Origin of the sequence: Actinomycetospora termitidis (assembly GCF_030286555.1) — a bacterium.
Lineage (GTDB): Bacteria > Actinomycetota > Actinomycetes > Mycobacteriales > Pseudonocardiaceae > Actinomycetospora > Actinomycetospora termitidis.
Map to the genome: position 1 here is coordinate 51,197 of NZ_JASVWF010000010.1, position 18,883 is coordinate 70,079.

At 74.8% G+C, this 18,883-nt stretch carries 22 protein-coding genes; 6 read left to right on the forward strand and 16 right to left on the reverse strand.

Annotated elements, in window-relative coordinates; all coding sequences use genetic code 11:
• The first annotated feature begins 9 nt into the window (after positions 1 to 9).
• On the forward strand, positions 10 to 1,452 hold the full coding sequence (locus QRT03_RS30080; protein WP_286056859.1) for a DHA2 family efflux MFS transporter permease subunit: 1,443 nt from the start codon (positions 10 to 12) through the stop codon (positions 1,450 to 1,452).
• Positions 1,453 to 1,522: 70 nt separating this feature from the next.
• Here QRT03_RS30080 and QRT03_RS30085 read toward each other — a convergent pair whose 3' ends face one another.
• From QRT03_RS30085 to clpS, 7 genes are all read right to left on the reverse strand, one after another.
• Entirely contained in the window at positions 1,523 to 2,281 is a 759-nt protein-coding gene (locus tag QRT03_RS30085; protein ID WP_286056860.1) for an MBL fold metallo-hydrolase, read from the reverse strand.
• A 9-nt stretch (positions 2,282 to 2,290) separates the two neighbouring features.
• Positions 2,291 to 2,935: a rhomboid family intramembrane serine protease gene (locus tag QRT03_RS30090; RefSeq protein WP_286056861.1), complete on the reverse strand. Its 645-nt coding sequence runs from the start codon at positions 2,933 to 2,935 to the stop codon at positions 2,291 to 2,293.
• A 31-nt stretch (positions 2,936 to 2,966) separates the two neighbouring features.
• Positions 2,967 to 3,917 carry a PLP-dependent cysteine synthase family protein gene (locus QRT03_RS30095; RefSeq protein WP_286056862.1) on the reverse strand — a complete coding sequence of 317 codons (951 nt, stop codon included), beginning with the start codon at positions 3,915 to 3,917 and terminating at the stop codon, positions 2,967 to 2,969.
• A gap of 55 nt (positions 3,918 to 3,972) precedes the next feature.
• Entirely contained in the window at positions 3,973 to 4,248 is a 276-nt protein-coding gene (locus QRT03_RS30100) for a MoaD/ThiS family protein (RefSeq protein WP_286056863.1), read from the reverse strand.
• A gap of 71 nt (positions 4,249 to 4,319) precedes the next feature.
• The gene (locus tag QRT03_RS30105) at positions 4,320 to 4,835 is read right to left on the reverse strand and encodes a M67 family metallopeptidase (protein WP_286056864.1); all 516 of its coding nucleotides are present in this window, start codon (positions 4,833 to 4,835) and stop codon (positions 4,320 to 4,322) included.
• Between the two features lie 12 nt (positions 4,836 to 4,847).
• On the reverse strand, positions 4,848 to 5,420 hold the full coding sequence (locus QRT03_RS30110) for a DUF2017 domain-containing protein (protein ID WP_286056865.1): 573 nt from the start codon (positions 5,418 to 5,420) through the stop codon (positions 4,848 to 4,850).
• Positions 5,421 to 5,423: 3 nt separating this feature from the next.
• Positions 5,424 to 5,732 (reverse strand): ATP-dependent Clp protease adapter ClpS, encoded by a 309-nt coding sequence (clpS, locus tag QRT03_RS30115; RefSeq protein ID WP_286056866.1) that lies wholly within the window; start codon positions 5,730 to 5,732, stop codon positions 5,424 to 5,426.
• A gap of 50 nt (positions 5,733 to 5,782) precedes the next feature.
• On the opposite strand from clpS, the gene QRT03_RS30120 reads away from it, so the two are divergent.
• A complete protein-coding gene (locus tag QRT03_RS30120) occupies positions 5,783 to 7,072 on the forward strand; it encodes a nicotinate phosphoribosyltransferase (protein WP_286056867.1) in 1,290 nt (429 codons plus the stop codon).
• A 9-nt stretch (positions 7,073 to 7,081) separates the two neighbouring features.
• Positions 7,082 to 7,648, forward strand: a complete 567-nt coding sequence (locus tag QRT03_RS30125; RefSeq protein ID WP_286056868.1) for an isochorismatase family protein — start codon at positions 7,082 to 7,084, stop codon at positions 7,646 to 7,648.
• A 23-nt stretch (positions 7,649 to 7,671) separates the two neighbouring features.
• Here QRT03_RS30125 and QRT03_RS30130 read toward each other — a convergent pair whose 3' ends face one another.
• From QRT03_RS30130 to QRT03_RS30145, 4 genes are all read right to left on the reverse strand, one after another.
• Entirely contained in the window at positions 7,672 to 8,967 is a 1,296-nt protein-coding gene (locus QRT03_RS30130; protein WP_286056869.1) for a DUF222 domain-containing protein, read from the reverse strand.
• 69 nt (positions 8,968 to 9,036) lie between these two features.
• Entirely contained in the window at positions 9,037 to 9,540 is a 504-nt protein-coding gene (purE, locus tag QRT03_RS30135) for a 5-(carboxyamino)imidazole ribonucleotide mutase (protein WP_286057013.1), read from the reverse strand.
• A gap of 75 nt (positions 9,541 to 9,615) precedes the next feature.
• Positions 9,616 to 10,800, reverse strand: a complete 1,185-nt coding sequence (locus QRT03_RS30140) for a 5-(carboxyamino)imidazole ribonucleotide synthase (protein WP_286056870.1) — start codon at positions 10,798 to 10,800, stop codon at positions 9,616 to 9,618.
• Positions 10,801 to 10,811: 11 nt separating this feature from the next.
• Positions 10,812 to 11,768 carry a GGDEF domain-containing protein gene (locus QRT03_RS30145; protein WP_286056871.1) on the reverse strand — a complete coding sequence of 319 codons (957 nt, stop codon included), beginning with the start codon at positions 11,766 to 11,768 and terminating at the stop codon, positions 10,812 to 10,814.
• A gap of 163 nt (positions 11,769 to 11,931) precedes the next feature.
• Between QRT03_RS30145 and QRT03_RS30150 the strand changes: the two genes are divergently transcribed.
• Entirely contained in the window at positions 11,932 to 13,455 is a 1,524-nt protein-coding gene (locus tag QRT03_RS30150) for a sigma-70 family RNA polymerase sigma factor (RefSeq protein WP_286056872.1), read from the forward strand.
• A gap of 252 nt (positions 13,456 to 13,707) precedes the next feature.
• Here the strand turns inward: QRT03_RS30150 and QRT03_RS30155 are convergent, their stop codons facing one another.
• The gene (locus QRT03_RS30155; protein WP_286056873.1) at positions 13,708 to 14,988 is read right to left on the reverse strand and encodes an FAD-binding oxidoreductase; all 1,281 of its coding nucleotides are present in this window, start codon (positions 14,986 to 14,988) and stop codon (positions 13,708 to 13,710) included.
• Between the two features lie 103 nt (positions 14,989 to 15,091).
• On the opposite strand from QRT03_RS30155, the gene QRT03_RS30160 reads away from it, so the two are divergent.
• Positions 15,092 to 15,760, forward strand: coding sequence for a DUF1707 SHOCT-like domain-containing protein (locus QRT03_RS30160; RefSeq protein WP_286056874.1), 669 nt, complete (start codon positions 15,092 to 15,094; stop codon positions 15,758 to 15,760).
• On the opposite strand, the gene QRT03_RS30165 is transcribed toward QRT03_RS30160, so the two are convergent.
• The 3 genes from QRT03_RS30165 to QRT03_RS30175 are packed head-to-tail and all read right to left on the reverse strand — an operon-like array spanning position 15,754 to position 17,831.
• On the reverse strand, positions 15,754 to 17,010 hold the full coding sequence (locus tag QRT03_RS30165; RefSeq protein ID WP_286056875.1) for an alpha-hydroxy-acid oxidizing protein: 1,257 nt from the start codon (positions 17,008 to 17,010) through the stop codon (positions 15,754 to 15,756). The two genes, QRT03_RS30160 and QRT03_RS30165, sit on opposite strands and share 7 nt — an antisense overlap.
• A gap of 45 nt (positions 17,011 to 17,055) precedes the next feature.
• A complete protein-coding gene (locus tag QRT03_RS30170; RefSeq protein WP_286056876.1) occupies positions 17,056 to 17,370 on the reverse strand; it encodes a winged helix-turn-helix domain-containing protein in 315 nt (104 codons plus the stop codon).
• Complete coding sequence (locus tag QRT03_RS30175) at positions 17,367 to 17,831, reverse strand: hypothetical protein (protein WP_286056877.1); 465 nt, start codon at positions 17,829 to 17,831, stop codon at positions 17,367 to 17,369. The genes QRT03_RS30170 and QRT03_RS30175 overlap by 4 nt, the downstream gene beginning before the upstream one ends.
• A 321-nt stretch (positions 17,832 to 18,152) precedes the next feature.
• Between QRT03_RS30175 and QRT03_RS30180 the strand changes: the two genes are divergently transcribed.
• Positions 18,153 to 18,440, forward strand: coding sequence for a DUF1540 domain-containing protein (locus QRT03_RS30180; protein ID WP_286056878.1), 288 nt, complete (start codon positions 18,153 to 18,155; stop codon positions 18,438 to 18,440).
• Here the strand turns inward: QRT03_RS30180 and QRT03_RS30185 are convergent.
• Positions 18,425 to 18,826 carry a hypothetical protein gene (locus QRT03_RS30185; RefSeq protein WP_286056879.1) on the reverse strand — a complete coding sequence of 134 codons (402 nt, stop codon included), beginning with the start codon at positions 18,824 to 18,826 and terminating at the stop codon, positions 18,425 to 18,427. The genes QRT03_RS30180 and QRT03_RS30185 overlap by 16 nt on opposite strands.
• Positions 18,827 to 18,883: the final 57 nt, after the last annotated feature.

The following is an 18,883-nucleotide window of genomic DNA, read 5'->3' on the forward strand; positions in this document are numbered from 1 at the left end:
CGTGAACACGTGCCCCGCGACCGTCTCGTGCTGCTCGTCGCCTGCCTCGCCCAGTTCATGGTCGTGCTCGACGTGTCGATCGTGAACGTGGCGCTGCCGGCGATGCGCGAGGCGCTCGGCTTCTCGGCCACGGGGCTGCAGTGGGTGGTGAGCGCCTACACGCTCGCCTTCGCCGGCTTCCTGCTGCTCGGCGGCCGCGCGGCGGACCTGTTCGGGCGCCGCCGGATGTTCCTGGTCGGGCTCGCGCTGTTCGGCGCCGCGTCGCTGGTCGGCGGCCTCGCGGACTCGCCCGGCCTGGTCCTCGCCGCCCGCGCCGCGCAGGGCCTCGGCGGCGCCGTCCTCTCCCCCGCCACTCTGACGATCCTCACCACCACCTTCGCCGAGGGCGCTGCCCGCGCCCGGGCGCTCGGCGCGTGGGCCGCGATCGGCGGGGTCGGCGGGGCCGTGGGCGGCATCGCCGGTGGCGTGCTCGTGCACTTCCTCAGCTGGCGGTGGATCTTCCTGGTCAACGTCCCGGTCGTGGTCCTGACGGCGGTCCTGGCCCGGATCGCGGTCTCCGAGACCCGCGCGGACGACCGGCCGCGCCTCGACACCGGCGGAGCGCTGCTGGTCACGGGCGGCCTCGTCGCGTTCGTGCACGGCGTGGTGTCGAGCGAGTCGGCCGGCTGGTCGTCGGCGCTGACCTGGGGCAGCTTCGTGGTCGCCGCGGTCCTGCTCGCCGGCTTCGTGTTCCTCGAGACGCGGATCGCCTCGCCGCTCGTCCCGCTGGGCGTCTTCCGCATCCGGTCGGTGAGCGTCGCGAACGGCACGATGGCGTTGATCTCGTCGGCCATGTTCGCGATGTGGTACTTCGTGTCGATCCACATGCAGGGCGTGCTCGGGTTCGACGCCCTGACCGCGGGTCTCGCGTTCCTGCCGCAGTCGGCGACGATCGTGCTCGGCTCGCAGTTCTCCTCACGGATGCTCTCCCGCGTCGGCGCGCGCCCGCTGCTCTCCGGCGGGGCCTTCCTGACGGCGGCCGGCTTCGCGTGGTTCGCGCTGCTCACCCCGACCTCGACGTGGGTCGGCGGTGTCCTCGGGCCCGGCATCGCGGTGGGCCTCGGCATGGGCGTCGCGCTCACGCCCCTGGCCGGCGCCGCCACGTCGGGTGTGGACCGCACGCAGGCCGGGCTCGCCTCGGGGCTGCTGAACACCTCGCGCCAGGTCGGCGGGGCCATCGGGCTCGCGGTGCTCTCGACGCTCGCCACGGCCCGGGCCGACGCGCTGACCGCCGGGGGCGCCATCGCGGCGGCCGCCTCGACCGCGGGGACCACGCGGGCGTTCGCCGTCGCGGCGGTGGTGGTCGCCGCGGCCGGGTGCGTGTCGCTGCTCCTGCCACGGAGCCCCCGGCCGACGCGGACGTCGACGCCCGATCCGGTCGGCGAGCCGGTGGACGGAGCACCCGCGCGGTGACGATGGCGACCTGCACGCATCCCGTGCGTGCACGGCGCCACCGTCGACCGCGCACCCCGCCGGGCGGGGCTCAGATCGTGTAGTGCCCGTCGGGCCGGACGAGATCCGCCGGGCCGTCGTACCGGGTGCGCGCCTCCGCGAGGAGCTCCTCGCCGTCGTACCAGGCGGGCACGTGGGTGATCAGCAGCCGTTTCACCCCGGCCGACCGGGCGACCTCACCGGCCTGCGTGCCCGACAGGTGCACGCCCGGCGGGCGGTCCGGCGAGTCGGTCCACGTGGCCTCGCAGAGCAGCACGTCGGCCCCACGTGCGAGCTCGACCAGGCTCTCGCACGGCCCGGTGTCCCCGGAGTAGACGAGCGTGCGGCCCTCGTGCTCGAGCCGCACCCCGTAGGCCTCGCAGGGGTGGTCGACCGGGGCGCTGGACAGCGCCACGTCCCCGACGCCCGCGGGCCCGTCGGCGAACACGTGGTAGTCGAAGACGTCGGTGAGGTCGGTGGCGACGCGCTCGTCGGAGGACGGCGCGTACGCGACCGCGAGCCGGACCTCGGACTCGCTGGGCCCGTGCAGCGGCAGCACCTTGCCGGGACCGTCCGGGTGGTACCGACGGTGCACGACCAGCCCGGAGACGTCCGCGCAGTGGTCCGGGTGGAGGTGGGAGAGCACGACCGCGTCGAGGTCGAACGGGTCCATGTGGCGCTGCAGCGTCCCGAAGGTGCCGTTGCCGAGATCGAGCACGAGGGTCGTCGACCGCGTACGCACGAGGTAGCCGGACGCGGGTGAGGTGGGACCGGCTCCGCTGCCCGAGCACCCCAGGACGATCAGTTCCACGCGCGCACCCTACGGCCCGATCGGGGAGGGCGACACTCCGTCGGAGGGTCGGCTGCCGCGCGACGATCCGCGGTCGGCCGAGGCGACCAGACGCGCGGCGAGGACCCCGGCCAGCGCGCCGAACAGGTGGGCCTGCCAGGACACGCCGGGGGTCCCGGGCAGCACGCCCCACAGCACCCCGCCGTAGAGCAGGAACAGCACGACGGCGAGCACGATCTGTCGGCCGGAGCGCGCGAAGAAGCCACGGAACAGCAGGAACGCGAGCCACCCGAAGATCACGCCGGACGCCCCGACGGTGATGCCGAACCCGGTCAGCCACGTCAGGAACCCGCCGAGCAACCACACGAGGGCCGTGACCGCGATGAACTGGCCGAGGCCGCCGGCGAGCACCAGGAACCCGAGCACGAGGAACGGGATCGAGTTCGCGATCAGGTGCGCCCACCCGGCGTGCAGCAGGGGCGACCACAGGATGCCGTCGAGCCCGTCGACCTGCCGGGGCACGATCCCGTCGTAGTCGAGGGATCCGCCGAGGACGAACTGGTCGACGGCCTCGATCACCCACAGCAGGGCGAGGAAGAGAACCATCCCGACGGCGGCCCGCATCGGGTGCGCCGGGAGGATCCGGGGCTTCGCAGGGACCGCGGGGCTGCTCACCCCACCGACGATAGCGACGGAACCTGAGAAATCAGGCCCAGAGCTGGCCCTCGAGGCCCTCGGCCGCCTCCTCGAGCGTCCCGGAGTAGGCCCCGGTCGAGAGGTACTTCCACCCGCCGTCGCAGACGACCATGACGATGTCGGCCTCGTCGTCGCTGCCCGCCGCCTTCTCGGCCTGGGCCAGCGCCGCGTGCAGGATGCCGCCGGTCGAGATCCCGGCGAAGATCCCCTCCTGCTCGACCAGCTGGCGCGTGCGGCGCAGCGCGTCCTGGGCGCCGACCGAGTACCGGCCGGTGAGCACCTCGGGGTCGTAGAGCTCCGGGACGAAGCCCTCGTCCATGTTGCGCAGGCCGTAGACGAGCTCGCCGTAGCGCGGCTCCGCGGCGATGATCTGGCAGTCCGGCTTGTGCTCGCGCAGGTACCGCCCGGTGCCGACCAGCGTGCCCGTCGTGCCGAGGCCGGCGACGAAGTGGGTGATCGTCGGGACGTCGCGCAGGATCTCCGGGCCCGTGCCCTCGTAGTGCGCGAGCGGGTTCGCCGGGTTGCCGTACTGGTAGAGCATGACCCAGTCCGGGTGCTGCGCGGCGATCTCCTTGGCCGTCGCGACGGCCTGGTTGGAGCCACCCGCGGCCGGGGAGAAGATGATCCGCGCGCCGTACATCTCGAGGAGCTGGCGCCGTTCGGCCGAGGTGTTCTCCGGCATGACGCAGACCAGCTCGTAGCCCTTGAGCTTCGCGGCCATGGCCAGCGAGATCCCGGTGTTGCCCGACGTCGGCTCGAGGATGGTGCACCCCGGCGTCAGGAGCCCCTCCTCCTCCGCCTTGGTGATCATGCGCAGAGCCGGACGGTCCTTGATCGAGCCGGTCGGGTTGCGGTCCTCGAGCTTGGCCCACAGCCGCACGTGCGGGGCCGGGGAGAACGAGGGCAGCCCCACCACGGGCGTGTCGCCCAGGGCGTGGATCAGCGAGTCGTACCGGGCCATGGGGTGCTCCAGGGAAGGGATGGCCCCCGGGCCGCGCGGGCCCGGGGTGCGAGCCTCAGCGTCCGCCCGCCACCGCGGGCAGGATCGTCACGGTGCCGTTGTCGGGCACCTGCGCGTCGAGACCGCCGGCGAAGCGGACGTCCTCGTCGTTGACGTAGACGTTGACGAAGCGGTGCAGCGCGCCGTCGGTCACCAGCCGGTCCTTGATGCCCGGGTGGTTGGCCTCGAGGTCGGTGATGACCTCCTGCAGCGTCGATCCCTCGGCCTTGACCTGCTTCTCCCCTCCGGTGTGGGTGCGCAGGATCGTCGGGATCGAGACGGTGGCGGACACGGCTTTCCTCCAGGAGACGGGGGTGATCGGTCAGGCACAGCGTCGCACGACGCCGGGTTGTTCCGGGACGGTCAGGAACGGTCCGGCACGTCACCCGCGCCGGTGTGCGAGAACATGTAGTTCTCGACGACCTGGACCTCGTCCTCGACGACCTCGCCCGCGTCGTCCAGCAGGAACGACCGCAGGTCGTACGCGGAGTCGCGATCGGTCAGCGCCACGATCGCGAAGTGCACGCCGGGCTGCAGGCCCATGTACTCGACGTCCTTCACCGAGGGGTACGCCTCGGGCAGGCCGGAGTCGGTGAGCGGGCGACGCGGCACCCGGGTGTGGGAGTGGAAGACCACGACGGTCTCCTCGTCGCGCTCGGTCGCCTCCTTGTACACGGCGAACTGCTCGCGCGAGTCGAACCGGTAGTCGCTGCCCTGCGCGTCCGCGTCGTCCGCGTTCGTCATCGGCACGTAGCGCTCGGGCCGGTCGGTCTCCTCCGGGCCCAGCAGCTGGCCGCACGCCTCGCGCGGGTGGTCGCGGCGGGCGTGCGCGACCAGCTCCTCGACGAGATCGCGGCGGATGACGAGCACGGAGGCCATCGTACGGGGCGGCTACGGCACGAGCACCGTGAGCAACGAGTCCTGCAGCCAGGTCAACCAGTGGTAGACGGGCAGGTGGTCGGTCCGGGGGTCGTCGGGCGGGAGCTGGTCGGGCATGTCCTCGGTGATCTCCAGGGCGGTGCCGAGGGCGAGCCGGACGTCGTTGACCGCGGTCAGCCACGCCTCGGCCTGCGGCACGGTGAGCTCCACCCGGCCGCCGCCGGCGGGGCAGGTCGCGAGCAGCGTCGCGATCGCGTCCCGCTTCGCCGCGATCAGTTCCGGCTCGTGCACCGAGCGCATCGCGGCGGACAGCGCGACGCCGTCGGCGCCCGCACCACCTTCGGCCTCGGAGCGGTGGAACTCCGGGAGCAGGCGGGCGAGCACCGGGTCGTCCGGGGCGGTCGACGGGCCGGTGCGGATGCCGGTGAGCTCGGCGAGCTCGTCCTGCGGCACCACGTCGGAGCGGCCGGACAGCATGTCCTCGACCTGGCCGACCAGGCCGCGCAGCACCGAGGCCTCCGCCGGGTCGAGCACGGCGACGTAGCGCGCACGGTCGCCCCGGCCGTGCCGCTTCCAGGCGCGCACGGGTTACGACGACCGCTGCATCGTCGCCCAGAGGCCGGCCGCGTGCAGCTTCGCGACGTCGCCCTCGACCTTCTCCCGGCTGCCCGACGTCACCGTCGCCCGGCCCTTCTGGTGCACGTCCATCATCAGCGCGGTGGCCTTCTGCTTGTCGTACCCGAAGAGCTTCTGGAACACGTAGGTCACGTAGGACATCAGGTTGACCGGGTCGTTCCAGACGATCGTCTGCCACGGGGTGTCGGCGCCGACGAGCTCGTCGGGCAGCTCCTCGACGGTCGGGGCCGGCTCCACGGGCGCGGAGAGGACGACTCGCATGTCCCCATCGTCTCAGCTCCTCGCGGGTGCCTGCACCCTAGGCTGGCCGGATGACGAGCGGTACGGCGCTGATGACCGACCAGTACGAGCTCACGATGCTCGACGCCGCCCTGGCGGACGGCACGGCCGACCGCCGGTGCACCTTCGAGGTGTTCGCGCGCTCGCTGCCGCACGGCCGGCGCTACGGGGTCGTCGCCGGCGTGCCGCGGGTGCTCGAGGCGCTCGGCCGCTTCCGGTTCGGCGACGAGGAGATCGCGGCCCTGCGGGCGACCGGGGCGCTCTCCGGGCGGGTGCTGGACCACCTCGCGGGCCTGCACTTCGCCGGGGACGTCGTCGGTTACCCCGAGGGCGAGCTGTACTTCCCGGGCTCGCCGATCCTGTCGGTCACGGGCACGTTCGCCGAGTGCGTGCTGCTGGAGACGCTCGTGCTCTCGATCCTCAACCACGACTGCGCGATCGCCTCCGCCGCGGCCCGCATGACGACGGCGGCGGCCGGCCGGCGCCTCATCGAGATGGGGTCGCGCCGCACGCACGAGGAGGCTGCCGTGGCTGCCGCGCGCGCGGCCTACCTGGCCGGCTTCGCCGCCACGTCGAACCTCGAGGCCGCGGCCCGGCACGGGGTCCCGACGACGGGGACGTCGGCCCACGCGTTCACGCTCCTGCACGACTCCGAGGAGGAGGCGTTCCGCGCCCAGGTCGCCGCGCTCGGCGTCGGGACCACCCTGCTCGTCGACACCTACGACATCACCGAGGGCATCGAGACCGCGGTGCGTGTCGCGGGCCCGGAGCTCGGGGCCGTGCGGATCGACTCCGGCGACCTCGGGGTCATGGCCCAGCGCGCCCGGGCCCAGCTGGACTCGCTGGGCGCCACCGGGACCCGGGTGGTGCTCTCCGGCGACCTCGACGAGCACGCGATCGCGGGGCTGCGCGCGGAGCCGGTCGACGCGTACGGCGTCGGGACGTCGGTGGTCACCGGGTCCGGGGCGCCGACCGCCGGGATGGTCTACAAGCTCGTCGAGGTCGAGGGCCGGCCGGTGGCGAAGCGGTCGTCGTCGAAGGAGTCCCGCGGCGGGGCGAAGTCCGCGGTGCGCCGGCACAAGCCGACCGGGACCGCCGTCGAGGAGGTCGTGCACCGGCGCGACGCCGCGATCGAGGTCGGCGAGCACGACCGCGTCGTCCCGGTCGACCTGGTCAAGGCGGGCGAGCCGGTCGCCGGGCTCCCGTCGCTCGAGGAGGCCCGCGAGCACCTGCGGCGCAATCTCGTCGCGATCCCGTGGGAGGGCCTCAAGCTCTCCCGGGGCGAGCCCGCGATCCCGACGACGTTCGTGCTCGATCGATAGGCTGCCGCCATGGCCCGCGCGCTGATCGTGGTGGACGTCCAGCTCGACTTCTGCGAGGGCGGCTCCATGGGGGTCGCCGGCGGGGCCGCCACGGCCGCCGCGATCACCCGGTTCCTCACCGCCGAGCACGGCCGCTACGCGCACGTCGTCGCCAGCCGCGACTACCACGAGGACCCGGGCGCGCACTTCTCGCCGGACCCCGACTTCGTCGACAGCTGGCCCGAGCACTGCCGCGTCGGTGAGGCCGGCGCCGCGTTCCACCCCGAGCTGGACGTGTCGCGGATCGAGGAGGTCTTCTCCAAGGGCCGGCACACCGCCGCCTACTCGGCCTTCGAGGGCACCTCGGAGTCCGGCGAGCGCCTCGTCGACTGGCTGCGCAACCGCGACGTGGACCTCGTCGAGGTCGTCGGCATCGCCACCGACCACTGCGTCCGCGCGACCGCCCTCGACGCCGCCGCCGAGGGCTTCTCGACAACGGTGCTGCTCGACCTGACGGCCGGCGTCGCCCCGGAGACCACGGAACGCGCCTGCACCGCGATGCGCGAGGGCGGCGTCACCCTCGCCCGCGCGGCCTGACGCCCGGACGGTCCTCGACGCGGTCATGGTCCGTCGCGGCTGGTGTAGGTGTGGCCGGTCGGGGTCGTCGTCTGCACGGTGTGCGGCTGGTCGCCGAGGCCGTCGTCGATGAGGTCGGTGGACCAGCCGGGCATCTCCTTGACCTGGTTGCCGCGTACGCAGGTACGCCGCCCGTTGCCGAGGCTGGTCGGGCCCCCGGCGGTCCGGCCGCGGATGTGGTCGGTGTGTCGGGCGGGCGCTCCGCAGTAAGGGTCGCGGCAGCGGCCGTGGTCGCGGTAGTGGATCAGGGTGGCGAGGAACCCGTCGAACAGCCGCCGCTGGGGGTCACCGCCGACGAGGCGTCCGGAGCGGGGATGGGTGAACAGCCGCCGCCACCACTTCCGGCCCTGGGTGGAGTTGAGCAGGTCGGCGACGATCCCGCCGGGGAGTGGCCCGTAGCCCACGACCTCGCCGGTCTGCTCGCTGTCGGGGTCGGTGAGCGCGTCGAGGGGGAGCACGATGCCGACCTCGACGGTGACGTCCTCGGCGAAGGTCTGCCCGGTGATCCGTTCGACCAGGGTGTCGGCCACGATCTGGTCCCTGGTGCGCCCGTCGGCGTCGCCGCCGGCGATCAGCGTGTCGGCGTACGTGCGGAGGGCGGTGATGCAGGCGACGCCCTGCTCGACCGGTAACAGCCCCGAGAGCACGCTCATGGTGTCCGGGGCGGGGCGCAGCGTGACCCGCCGCTGCTTTCGGGCGGTGCGTCCGCGTTGGGTGAACCCCGCGGGGTCGGCCTCGTAGGCCAGCCGCTTGATGGTGGCCTCGGCCTGGAACCGGCTCTGGGTCTCGATCCCGGAGGCGGCGATCTGCTTGTCGACGAGTCGGCGGGTGTCGGGGGCGAGGTGGCTGGTCCAGGACACCACCAGCTCGGCGACCCGCTCCGCGATCCGTCCGGCCGCGAGCAGGGCCCGGGTGGCGGGGAGATCGTCGGCCAGCGCCTGGGCGACCCCCAGCCGGCGGGACCCGACCGTGGGTGAGACGTGGCAGGCCAGGGCGATCTGGTCGGCGATGCCCTTCCCGAGGTCGCGCGGGTCGAGTTCGTGGGCGGCGACCAGGTCGGCCTGGGCTTCGATGTGCGCTCGGGCGAAGGCGACCATCTCGGTGTGTTGGGCGGCGGCCAGCGCGGCGCGGGTCTGTTCGAGCAGCGCGATCCGGTCGATCCGGGCGGCGTCGGTGACCCCGCACGACGGGTCGGTGGGGAGGTCGGCGAGTTCGGACAGGCGGGTGAGCAGCGCGGTCAGCTCTCCGCTGACCGCGTCCCCACCACCGTCCGAACTCATGTTCGAAGGATAGCGCGACCCCCCGACAGTCACGCCGGGTTTCGGACACCGACCCCGCACCACCCGGCGTCAGGAATCGCCCGGACCGAGCTTGCGGACCGCCTCGTCCTTACCGGCCACCGAGGTACGCAGGTCGGCCTGGAAGTCGGCCATGCGCGCCGCAAGGCCCGCGTCCGCCGCGGCCAGGATGCGCACCGCCAGCAGGCCGCCGTTGCGGGCACCGCCGATCGACACCGTCGCGACCGGGACGCCGGCCGGCATCTGCACGATCGAGAGCAGCGAGTCCATGCCGTCGAGGTGCTTGAGCGGCACCGGCACGCCGATCACCGGCAGCACCGTCGCGGCCGCGACCATCCCCGGCAGGTGCGCTGCCCCGCCGGCGCCGGCGACCACCACGCGCAGGCCCCGCGAGGCCGCCGTCTCGGACCACTCCAGCATCGCGCGCGGCGTGCGGTGCGCCGAGAGCACGCGGGCCTCCCACGGCACCCCGAACTCGTCGAGGGCCGTCGCGGCCGCCTGCATCGTCGGCCAGTCGGAGTCCGAGCCCATGACGATGCCCACGAGCGGGGGCAGGCGCGCGCCCGCCACCTGCGAGGACTCGCCCGCCGTCGCGACCGCCTGACCGGGAACCAGCTCCGAGGACGACATCTAGTGCGCACTCCAACCGTCGGTCCACACACCGGTCGCGAAGTGGTCGGCGGCCAGCCGCGCGCGGCGGCGGACCTCGGCCAGGTCGTCCCCGGTGATCGTCACGTGCCCGAGCTTGCGACCCGGGCGCTCCCCCTTGCCGTACAGGTGCACCCGCGCCTCGGGGAAGCGGGCGAGGGTGTGGTGCAGGCGCTCGTCCGGCCCGGTCGTGGGCGTCGGGTCACCACCCAGCACGTTCGCCATCACGCACGCCGGCCGCAGCACCGCCGTCGAGCCGAGCGGGTAGTCCAGCACCGCCCGCAGGTGCTGCTCGAACTGGCCGGTCACGGCTCCGTCCATCGACCAGTGCGCGGAGTTGTGCGGCCGCATCGCGAGCTCGTTGACCAGCACCTCGCCGGAGGGCGTCTCGAACAGCTCCACCGCGAGCAGGCCGACGACGCCGGTCGCGGCCGCGATCCGGATCGCGAGCTCCCCGATCTCCTCGGCGGCATCCTCGGACAGGCCGGGCGCGGGCGCGAGGACCTCGGTGTTGATGCCGTCCTGCTGCACCGTCTCGACCGCCGGGTAGACCGCGACCTGCCCGAACGGCGACCGGGCCAGCACGACGGCGAGCTCCCGCGCCAGCTCGACCTTCACCTCGGCCATCAGCGGCGTGCCGGCCGCGAGCAGCTCCTCGACCAGCGGCCCCGCCCCGTCGGCGTCGACCACCCACACCCCGCGCCCGTCGTACCCCCCGCGCACGGCCTTCAGGACGACGGGCCACCCGTGCTCGTCGGCGAAGGCCTCCAGGTCGGCGGCGGAGGACACCGGCGCGAACGGCGGCACCGGCTCCCCCAGCTCGGCGAGCCGGCGGCGCATCACCAGCTTGTCCTGGGCGTGCAGCAACGCCTCCGGCCCGGGGTGCACGGTGACGCCCTCGGCGACGAGCGTCGCGAGCAGCTCGCCCGGCACGTGCTCGTGGTCGAACGTCAGCGCCTCGGCCCCGGCGGCGACCCGGCGCAGCGCACCGAGGTCGCGGTGGTCGCCGATCTGCACCTCGGGCGTCACCATCGCGGCCGCCTCGTCGGGCGAGGTCGCCAGCACCCGCAGGGACTGCCCGAGGGAGATCGCGGCCTGGTGGGTCATCCGGGCCAGCTGGCCACCACCCACCATCGCGACGACGGGCAGGCCGGTGCGCTCCTCCACGTCGGGGCAACCTACTGGTCGGCCTCGTCCGGGCCGTCCTCCGGGGCGATCACCGGCACGTCGAACCCGAGGATGCGGTCGCGGCGCGGGGCCGCGGGCTCGGCCTCGCGCAGCCGGGCCAGGGTCTCGTCCGCCGCCTCCAGCGAGGACGGGAGCGCGACGATGCGGGCACTGGGCGCACCGGTCACCCCGGACGCCCCCGACAGTCGGCGCGCGAGCAGCCCGCGCAGCACCCGGACCCGCGCGGCGAGTCCCTCGCGGGGCGCGAGCACGACGACGGTGGACCGCCCGACGACCGCGATCGTCTCGCCCGCGTCGAACACCACCGCGGCGGCATCCCCGGCGACGGTCAGCGGCGCGACCCGGGACCACCCGGCCACCCGGAGGGTCACGACGACGAGCGCGTGCGCGTCCCCGACGCTCCCCCCGTGGGCGCGGGCGGCGCGGTAGACCTCGGCGAGCCGGGTGCGCAGGTAGCGCGAGCTCGCGAGCCCGGACAGCGGGTCGAGCGCGGCGGCCTCGGAGAGGTCCCCGCAGGCGACGTCGGTCCAGCCGAGCGAGACCACCCGCACCAGCCGGGAGCCCTCGGCGCCGGGCAGGCCCAGGCGGCGACGTTCCCCGAGGTGCCCGAGGGCGCCGCTGACCGCGGTGTGCAGCGCCGCGAGGTCGGACAACGTCTCGTCCAGCCCGATCCCGGCCGCGGCGCGTGCTCCCGCCCATCGGGTCAGCGCGCGCTCCAACGGCGGACCGGCCCGGCCGGAGAGGATGACGTCGCACACCTCGTCGACCGTCGGGTCGGGCCACTCGGAGGCGACGGACCACCCCAGGGCGTTGCTGCAGGCGAACCAGCGTTCCCGCAGCGCTCCGTGGGCCAGTCCGGCGCGGCCCACGCCGGCTCCCCGGGCGAGGGGGGCACGGTCGGAGCCCGGCGCGCCGATCGCGTCCTCGCGCTCCTCCGCCACCGTCATGCCACGCACCCCTCCTCGGTGTCCCACCACGCCCCGACGACGGGGTCCCCTGAGCGTCCGCTCCCCCTGGCGACGCGCGAGACGGTCATCCGTGACGGTGACAGTGCAGGGATCCTCCCCGAAGCGGCACCAGACTCCTCGCCGAGGGGGGTGGTGTGCCCAGATGGCGGAGATCGGCGATGGCGCGGCGGGCTCGGGGCTGCCGCCCGGGCCCAGCGATGCCGACCTGCTCGGCGTCATCCGGGGCCGTCCCGCGGACACCGAGTCCACCCTCGCCTTCGGCACCCTCTACGGCCGCCACCGCGACGCCGCCCGGGCCCTCGCCCGCCAGCTCGCCCGTTCACCCTCCGACGCCGACGACCTCGTCTCCGCCGCCTTCGCCCGGCTCCTGGAGATCCTGCGCGCCGGCGGCGGCCCGACGGAGGCGTTCCGCGCCTACCTGCTGACCTCGCTGCGCCACCTGGCCTACGACCGCACCCGCGCCGAGCGCCGCCTGGACCTCACCGATGACATGGGCGACGTCATCGGCGTCGACCCGGACCGGACGATCATCCCGTTCGCCGACCCCGCCGTCGCCGGCCTCGAGCGCTCGCTCGCGGCCCGGGCCTTCGCGACGCTGCCCGAGCGCTGGCAGGCCGTGCTGTGGCACCTGGAGGTCGAGGGCGACTCCCCCGCCGACATCGCCCCCCTGTTCGGCCTCACCCCCAACGCCGTCTCCGCACTGGGCTACCGCGCCCGCGAGGGACTGCGCCAGGCCTACCTGCAGGAGCACCTCGCCGGGTCCGGGCCGAGCGCGCCACCGAAGGACCGGCGCCACCGCGAGACCGAGGAGAAGCTCGGCGCCTACACCCGCGGCGGGCTCTCGAAGCGTGACGCCGCCCGGGTCGAGGAGCACCTGCGCGAGTGCGCCGAGTGCCGGTCGCTCGCCGCGGAGCTGCGCGAGGTCAACTCGGGGATCGTCCGCTCCGCGATCGGCCCGCTCGTCCTCGGCGCCGCGCTGGTCGGCTACCTCGCCGCGCGGCAGGGCACCTGGGTGCCCTCGACCGCGGAGTTCGTCATCGCCGGGGCCGGGGTCGTCGGGGTGATCGGGGCGATCGGTGGCCTCACCCGCACCCCGGAGGTGCCGCGGGCCCGCCGGCTGGGCGCGGCCGTCGTCGGCCTCGCGGGGCTCGGGGTGGCGACGGCGACCGTGCTCGGCGGTGCCCCCGACGCGCCGCCCGTCGCGGCGCCCGCCGTCGTCGTCCCCCTTCCCGACGTCGGGTCGGTGCCGGTCCCGTCGGCGCCGGCGGTGCCCGCGCCCACGGCCCCGCAGGACGCCGGGTCGGGCGCCCTCGGGTCGTCGGGCCCCGGCCGGTCGAGCCCCGACGGGCAGCGCGCCGCCGTCGGAGCGACGCCCGCCGACCCCGAGCGCACCGACGACGCCGCTCCCGGCCGGTCGAATGCCTCCGCCGGGTCCGCCCGCGAATCCCGCGCCGACGAGGTGCAGCAGATCCCGTCGTCGGGGCAGGTCACCTCGGGCCGGTGGTCAGAGGGCCCCGCCCCCGAGCGGACCGCCCCCACACGCATCGTCGCCGCACCGCCGCTGGTCGAGCTCCGGGTGCTCGGCGTCGGCGTCGAGGTCGCCCGCGAGCGCGAGGCCGATCGCCGCGGCCTCCTCGAGCCGGTGCTCGACGTCCTGCTGCACTGATCACCGGGCACTCAGGGCTGCCGCGCCGGCCTTCCGACAGCGCTCGGTGCCCGCTCACCCGACCGAGCCGGCTCCCTGTCGGGCGCGATCCACCTTGTCGCGGCCATCTGCCCACCACCCGACACCTTGTCGTTGTGAATCAGAACGACAAGGCGGGCTGCCGACGTAAGTAGCCCGCGACAAGGTGTTCGCGACCGCCTTGTCGCTGCGTTCCCCGCGACAAGGCGCCACCGGGCGGGACGAGACTGCCACTCAGGCGAACCGCCCCGCCGGGTCGTACTCGGCGCGGACCCGCGCGAGCAGGTCCGCCACCGCCGGCTCGTGCAGCTCCGCCGGGTCGACCGGGGAGGCGCCGTAGACGAAGCCGACCATGCGTCCGAGCGCCGCGTCGGCCACCGGCGCCAGGACGGACCCGTGCGCCGCGCGCACGTCGGACGCCGGGCAGCCGTCGGTCGACGACAGCACCCGCACGATCCACCCGGCGTCGCGGAACGAGACGGCGTCCGGACCCGCCGGCCGCGCCAGCGCCCCGCCGAGCCGCCGGACGTCCACCACGCACCCCACCGAGGCCGCGCGGGCCGCCGCGACCACACCGGCCAGCGCGGCCACCGACAGGTCCCCCACCAGCACGTTCGTGCCCTCGTAGGCGTGCGGCACCTCCGGCTCGGCGAAGATCGACCCGCTCTCGGTCCACGGCAGCTCGCGCAGTCCGCCGAGCAGGACCGGCGCCGCGGCCCGCAGCGCCTCGTCCGCGGCCCACGCCACCGCGCCGTCGGTGTCGACCAGACGCACGTGCAGCACGGTCCGCCCGCGGATCGGCGCGGGGACGACGTCGAGCGGCGGCACCGGGACGACCCCGAGCGACACCCCGAGGGATTCGGGCGCCCCGCTCGCGATCCGGTGCAGCACCGGCAGGACGGCGTCCGCGTCCCCGGCGTCGAGGAACAGACCCCCGCCGACGACGGTGCGCACCGGCACCAGCCCGATCTCGACCGCCGTCACGATCCCCACCGACGGCCGCCCGCCGCGCAGCGCCGCGAACAGCTCGCCGTCCGCCACCCGCACCACCGAGCCGTCGGCGAGCACGATCTCCACCGCCCGCAGCCGGTCGCTCGCCCACCCGAACTCGCGCCCGAGCAGGCCCAGCCCGCCACCGAGCGTGTAGCCGACCACGCCGACGCCCGGGAACGACCCCGAGAGCGGCGCCAGCCCGTGCTCCGCGGCCGCCGCGACGACGTCTTCCGAGCGTGCCCCGGCCTCCACCCGGGCCGTGCGCGTGACCGGGTCCACCGTCACGCCGCGCATCGCCCCCGTGGCGACGACGACGCCGCCCACCCGGCCGACGGTGTGACCGTGACCGGTGGCGTGCACGGCGACGGGGAGGTCGTGGGCGTGCGCGTGGCGCACCGCGGCGACGACGTCGTCGGTGCTCCGGGCGGTCACGACGACGTCGGGGCGGTGCGGGTCGGCGGTCTGGAACCCGACCACGTCCGCGGACGAGCCGGTCGGCAACACGTTCTCGGTGCTGGTCATGGCTCCCACGGTGGCCACCCCCGATGCAGAAGTCCAAGACATGCTGATGACCGATGCCAGAAGCAGTACTTCTTCGCGACCGAGGGTCCTACGCTGACCCGCCATGAGCGAGTCACCCGCCGTCCGGGCCTCGGACGCGGACCGGGAGCAGGTCGCCGAGCTCGTCCGCCGCGCGGTCGGCGACGGCCGGCTGACGATGGTCGAGGGGGACGAGCGGCAGCGCGCCGCCTACTCCGCGACCTTCCGCCACGAGCTGGCTCCCATCACGGCCGACCTGGCCGCCGAGACCCCCGAACCGGCCCCGCCGCCGGTCGGCACCGGGACGACCGGGACCACCAGACCCCAGGCCACCGGCTCGGTCGCCGTGATGAGCGGCGCGGACCGGACCGGGGCCTGGACCCCCGGCCTGACCCACCGCGCCGTGAGCGTGATGGGCGGGACGAACCTCGACCTCCGGCACGCCCGCCTCGATCGGCAGGGGCTGACGCTCCAGGTCGTGTCGATCATGGGTGGCGCCGGGATCGACCTGCGCGGGGCCGCCGGTCCGGCCGGGATCACCGTGCAGGCGTTCGCGCTGATGGGCGGCTGCGAGATCGTCGTGGACCCGGAGACGTCCGTGGAGGTCACCGGCATCGGCTTCATGGGCGGCTTCTCCGACCAGTCCGGCGCGCCGAGCCGCCCGGACGGACCGCGGGTCCGCGTCACCGGCTTCGCGATGATGGGCGGGGTGTCGGTGACGCGGCGGCCGCTCGCGATCGAGGGCGGTCAGTAGCGGCGCCGCACCTCGAGCTCGGCCGCGGAGCGCACACCGGCCAGTCCCACCGTGAGGTCCAGCTCCGCGAGCACGTCCGACACCACCTGCGCCACCCCGGCCGCCCCGGCGAGGGCGAGCCCCCAGGTGAACGGCCGCCCCAGGCAGACCGCCCGGGCCCCGAGTGCCAGGGCGAGCGCGACGTCGCCGCCCGTCCGCACCCCCGAGTCCAGCAGCACCGGCATCCGGTCCGCGACCGCCTCCACCACGCCGGGCAGCGCGTCCAGGGCCGCGACGGCGTGGTCGACCTGTCGTCCGCCGTGGTTGGACACGAGCACCGCGTCGACCCCCGCGTCGACCGCGCGCCGGGCGTCGTCGGGGTGCAGGACACCCTTCAGCACCACCGGCAGCGCGGTCCGCGACCGCAGCGTCGCGATGTCGTCCCAGCTCAGCTGCGGGCGGGAGTAGACGTCGAGGAACGTCTCGACGGCGGCCCGCGGGACCGGCGAGCGCAGGTTGTCCAGGGCCCGTCCCGGATGGTGGCGGCTGATCTCCAGCAGGGTCCGGACGGCGGCCGGGGTCACCCGGGGCGCGGGCCCGGACCGCGGGGCCGCGGCCCGCTCGCGGGCGAGCCGCGCGAACACCGGGTCCGAGGTGTACTGCGCGATCCCGAGGCCGCGGCTGAAGGGCAGGTGGCCGAGGTCGAGGTCGCGGGGCCGCCACCCGAGCATCGTCGTGTCCAGGGTGACGACGACGGCCTCGCAGCCGCTCGCCTCCGCGCGCGCCAGGAAGCTGTCGACGAGCTCGTCGGAGGTCGACCAGTAGAGCTGGAACCACCGCCGACCGACACCGGCCAGCGACTCCATCGCCGCGCCCGCCTGGTTGCTGACGATCATCGGCACGCCCGCGGCCGCCGCGCCCCGCGCCACCTCGAGGTCCGCGTCCCGGCGCACGAGGTCGAGGGCACCGATCGGCGCGAGCAGGAGCGGGTGCTCGTGGCGCCGGCCGAAGAGGTCGACCGAGTGGTCCCGGGTCCCGACGTCGCGCAGCACCCGCGGGACGGTCTCCCACCGGTCGAACGCGGCCCGGTTCGCGCGCATCGTGGCCTCGGCGCCGGCCCCGCCGCCGACGTAGGCGTCGGCGCGCCGGGACATCGCCCGCCGACCCCGCCGTTCGAGCTCGGCGGCCGACGTCGGCACGCGCGGGCGACGACCGGAGACGCCGTCGCGGTACACCTGCTCCTGGCGGGCCCGTCCCGCCGCGATCGCCATGCGCGGTCGTCTAGCACGATCTCCCGCCCGACGCCGCACGAACGCTCACGACGGGAGGTCGGCGTCCGTCCCCTCCAGCACGCCGGACAGCGAGGTCAGCCACGCCAGGTGGCTCTCCAGGGCCGACCGCCCCGGCCCGGTCAGCCGGAACCAGGTCCGGGGCCGGCGCCCGACGGCGCCCTTGCGCACCTCGAGGTAGCCCGCGTCCTCCAGCGACCGGGCGTGCTTGGAGATCACCGAGTCGCCGGCGCCGACCGCGTCGCGGACCGTGGCGAAGTCGGCCCACGCCGCCCCCTGCAGGAGCGCCCCGATCGCCAGGCGCGGCCCGACCTCGAACACCGGGTCCCGAGCGGGTGTCACGGCGTCCGGACCCGCCCGGTGCGGATGTCGGCCAGCATCGCGTGCTGGACCCACACCATGGCCCCGACGGCGAGCGGAGCGGCCACCACCAGCGCCACGACCGCGATGTCCGGCCGGACGTGCGCCGTCACCATGACGACGAACATCCCCACGAGGGCGGCGACGAGGAACAGCACGCTCGGGAGCCGGGCCGAGGGATAGTCACGGAACGTCCGCCGGGACAGGCTGATCCCCCGCGTGCGGCGCACCAGCCACTCGGCCACGAGGTAGACCAGGATCGACGGCCAGACCACGAGCCACGTCCCCACGCCGGCCGGGAGCCGGTCCTGGATCAGCGTGCACCCCACCAGCCCGACGGTGGCCACGGAGAACAGCACCCAGAACCACCACGGCAGGCGCGCGCGCTCCGCGAGCCGCTCCCGCTGCTCGGCCACCCGGGCCAGCGCGTCGTTCGTCGTCATCGTCGCCCCCTCGGCATCGACTTTCCGATCGGAAAGTACATGCCGAGCTTGCGGCGCGACAACCCCTGCCGTCCGGGGAACGGAGGGTGTCCGACGGGGCAAGGGCCGATCGGGCGAAGGTCAGGCACACCTTCGAGACCGGGGCGGCAGCAGGCGCCCATTCCGGTGACATGGGTCCCGATCGTGATCACCTTCGGCGGTCACGACGACGCGCCGAGCGGCATTCCTGCAGGTGAAATAGGCCCTTTCCGGACGGCGGGGGCGAGTGAGCCGAGCCTTCGCTTGCTGTTGGGACCGGTCGGAACCGGCCACCCTCGTCGCATGACTTCGATGCGCGAGTTGCCGACCGTCCAGTCCTGCGCCGCCACGAGCTGTTCGTACAACGAGAGCTCGACCTGCCACGCCGGCGCCATCACCGTGGGCGGGTCCGCCTGCGGCACGTTCGTCGAGATCTCGTTCCGCGGCGGGGTGGACCAGGGCGGCCTCGTCGGGGCGTGCCACCGCTCGGACTGCAAGTTCAACGACAAGCTGGAGTGCACCGCGTCGTCGGTCGAGATCGGCGGCTCGGGCGCCGACGTCGCCGACTGCCTGACCTACGACGCGAAGTAGATCTCGCTCAGACGTTCCAGGACGAGGCCGCCGGTCCGGTCGGCCCGCAGGACCTCGTCCGCCACCGCGACCGTCGCGACCGGGTCGACGTCGTCCACCAGGACGGCCGCGCCCGTGGTCGCGACGTCGCGGAGGCCGGCGAGCACCGCTCGTCGGTCCGCGGCGTCCAGCCCGTCGGTGAGCCGGTCGGCCAGCACGATCGCCGCCCCGGCCCCGCACGCCGCCTCCACGGCCGCCTGCCGCGTGGCCACCGTCTCGTGCTTGCCGGCGGTCAGCCGCAGCACCCCGGGCGCCGAGCCGTCGTCGAGGGCCGCCATGACGCGTCGCCGGACGAGCCCCGGCCCCAGCAGCGCGGTGACCTCACCGACCGGCAGCCGCACCGTCATCAGCTGGCCCTCCCTCGTTCGTGAATGAGGTGAGCCTAAGCTTGGCTCCGGCTGCTG

What these genes read in the sequence shown, in the direction of transcription:
- QRT03_RS30095 (WP_286056862.1), bottom strand. Translation starts at nt 3,917, where the DNA reads ATGGCCCGGTACGACTCGCTGATCCACGCCCTGGGCGACACGCCCGTG.
- QRT03_RS30105 (WP_286056864.1), bottom strand. Translation starts at nt 4,835, where the DNA reads ATGGCCTCCGTGCTCGTCATCCGCCGCGATCTCGTCGAGGAGCTGGTC.
- clpS (WP_286056866.1), bottom strand. Translation starts at nt 5,732, where the DNA reads ATGCGAGTCGTCCTCTCCGCGCCCGTGGAGCCGGCCCCGACCGTCGAG.
- QRT03_RS30120 (WP_286056867.1), top strand. Translation starts at nt 5,783, where the DNA reads ATGACGAGCGGTACGGCGCTGATGACCGACCAGTACGAGCTCACGATG.
- QRT03_RS30125 (WP_286056868.1), top strand. Translation starts at nt 7,082, where the DNA reads ATGGCCCGCGCGCTGATCGTGGTGGACGTCCAGCTCGACTTCTGCGAG.
- QRT03_RS30130 (WP_286056869.1), bottom strand. Translation starts at nt 8,967, where the DNA reads ATGAGTTCGGACGGTGGTGGGGACGCGGTCAGCGGAGAGCTGACCGCG.
- QRT03_RS30145 (WP_286056871.1), bottom strand. Translation starts at nt 11,768, where the DNA reads ATGACGGTGGCGGAGGAGCGCGAGGACGCGATCGGCGCGCCGGGCTCC.
- QRT03_RS30150 (WP_286056872.1), top strand. Translation starts at nt 11,932, where the DNA reads ATGGCGGAGATCGGCGATGGCGCGGCGGGCTCGGGGCTGCCGCCCGGG.
- QRT03_RS30155 (WP_286056873.1), bottom strand. Translation starts at nt 14,988, where the DNA reads ATGACCAGCACCGAGAACGTGTTGCCGACCGGCTCGTCCGCGGACGTG.
- QRT03_RS30160 (WP_286056874.1), top strand. Translation starts at nt 15,092, where the DNA reads ATGAGCGAGTCACCCGCCGTCCGGGCCTCGGACGCGGACCGGGAGCAG.
- QRT03_RS30165 (WP_286056875.1), bottom strand. Translation starts at nt 17,010, where the DNA reads ATGGCGATCGCGGCGGGACGGGCCCGCCAGGAGCAGGTGTACCGCGAC.
- QRT03_RS30175 (WP_286056877.1), bottom strand. Translation starts at nt 17,831, where the DNA reads ATGACGACGAACGACGCGCTGGCCCGGGTGGCCGAGCAGCGGGAGCGG.
- QRT03_RS30180 (WP_286056878.1), top strand. Translation starts at nt 18,153, where the DNA reads ATGACTTCGATGCGCGAGTTGCCGACCGTCCAGTCCTGCGCCGCCACG.
- QRT03_RS30185 (WP_286056879.1), bottom strand. Translation starts at nt 18,826, where the DNA reads ATGACGGTGCGGCTGCCGGTCGGTGAGGTCACCGCGCTGCTGGGGCCG.